This is a genomic window from Halomonas sp. MCCC 1A11062 (assembly GCF_021404355.1).
Lineage (GTDB): Bacteria > Pseudomonadota > Gammaproteobacteria > Pseudomonadales > Halomonadaceae > Halomonas > Halomonas aerodenitrificans.
Genome location: NZ_JABFTW010000053.1, coordinates 1 through 1,952 on the forward strand (window position 1 = coordinate 1; position 1,952 = coordinate 1,952).

The following is a 1,952-nucleotide window of genomic DNA, read 5'->3' on the forward strand; positions in this document are numbered from 1 at the left end:
TGTCACCGCCGATGTAAAACTGACCCCCTGACGCCGAGGTAAATCTGACCCCCTTGGGCGAAGATGGTGGCTTTTGAGCCGCCGCGATGTTGATCCAGGAGCAGTCAGTGGAAATCAGAGTGTTGGCCCGTCAGGGCCGGAGCATAAAGGCGATCGCACGGGAACTGGGACTGTCGCGCAACACAGTGCGCAAGTATCTGCGAAATGGCGAGTCACCGCGCTACACGCCGCGCCACCCGCAGCCTACCAAGCTCGATCCGTACAAGGCCTACCTCCAGGAGCGGATCGAGGCGGCGCGCCCACACTGGATTCCGGCAACGGTGTTGCTGCGCGAGATCCAGGCCCTGGGTTATCCCGGCGGCATCAGCCAGCTCAAGAGCTATCTGGCGCCGTTCAAACGCCGGACCGAAGAGCCGCTGATCCGCTTCGAGACGCCGCCAGGCAAGCAGGTGCAGGTGGATTTCACCACCATCCGCCGCGGCCGCTCGCCGCTCAAGGCCTTCGTCGCCACCCTCGGCTACAGCCGGGCCACTTTCGTGCGCTTTTCCGAACGAGAGGACAGCGCGGCGTGGCTTGCCGGGCTCGAGGCGGCCTTTGACTATTTCGGGGGCGTGCCACAGGAGGCGCTATTCGACAACGCCGGCGCAATCATCTCCGAGCGGGATGCATTTGGCGACGGCCAGCACCGCTGGCATCCAGCCCTGGCCGATCTGGCGGATATTTATGGCTTTCGGCCCCGAGTCTGTCGCCCCTACCGGGCCAAGACCAAAGGCAAAGTCGAGCGCTTCAACGGCTACCTCAAGGGCAGCTTCGTGACACCGCTGGCGGCGACACTGAAGAGCGCCGGCCTCATGCTCGACGTCACCACGGCCAATGCTCATATCGGACGTTGGATCGAGGAGGTGGCCCACCAGCGCATCCACGGCACCACCCAGGTCAAGCCGGCGGTGCGCTTGGCCAAGGAGCGGCTGGAGTTGCTCCCGTTGCCGGTCCGGCAGCAGAGCGCCACCTCGGCGCCGAGCCTGCGGCCAGGGCGCGCGCTACCTCACGAGAGCTTGCAGCACCCGCTGTCGGTTTATGATCAGCTGCTGGAGGGACAGGTATGAATCTCCAGCACGCACGTATCCAGGAGTTGTGCCAACGGCTCAAGCTTGAGCGTATCGGCACGGACTGGTCGCATCAGGCCCAGCAGGCGGCGACCGATGAGGCGAGTTTCGCCGACTTCCTTGAACACCTGCTGGGGGCGGAGCACGAGGCCCGTGCAGAACGCAGCCGCCAGACGTTGCTGAAGATGGCGACCCTGCCGGCGGTGAAGACGCTGGAGCAATACGATTTCGCCTTCGCCTCGGGAGCACCGCGCACGCAGCTTCAGGAACTGGCCACACTGACCTTTCTCGAACGTACCGAGAACATCGTGTTACTCGGTCCCAGTGGTGTCGGCAAGACGCATTTGGCCACAGCACTGGCCTACCGGGCAGTGATGAGCGGTATCAAGACCCGCTTCGTCACCGCCGCCGACCTGATGCTGCAACTGCGTGCCGCCCAGCGCCAGGAACGGCTCAAGCAGTATTTCAACCGCGTCGTCATGGGACCGAAGCTGCTGGTGATCGACGAGATCGGCTACCTGCCGTTCGGGCGCGAGGAGGCGAATCTGTTCTTCAACGTCGTCGCCAAGCGCTACGAGCGCGGCAGCATGATCCTGACCAGCAATTTGCCGTTCACCCAATGGGCCGGCGCCTTCGCCGACGATCAGACTCTCACCGCCGCCATGCTCGACCGACTGCTGCACCATGCCCACATCGTGCAGATCAGCGGCGAGAGCTATCGGCTCAAGGACAAGCGCAAGGCCGGCACACCTTCAACAACCATGAAATAACCCAGCGGGCCTAGGGGGTCACTTTTATTTCGGCGTTCTACGCCCAAAGGGGGTCACTTTTCAGTCGGCGTTGACA

At 63.4% G+C, this 1,952-nt stretch carries 2 protein-coding genes; both read left to right on the top strand.

The annotated features are described in order from the left end of the window. Positions 1–86: 86 nt before the first annotated feature. Entirely contained in the window at positions 87–1,106 is a 1,020-nt protein-coding gene (gene istA, locus HOP58_RS22720) for an IS21 family transposase (RefSeq protein WP_234261905.1), read from the top strand. Then, entirely contained in the window at positions 1,103–1,876 is a 774-nt protein-coding gene (istB, locus tag HOP58_RS22725; RefSeq protein WP_234261906.1) for an IS21-like element helper ATPase IstB, read from the top strand. The genes istA and istB overlap by 4 nt, the downstream gene beginning before the upstream one ends. Positions 1,877–1,952: the final 76 nt, after the last annotated feature.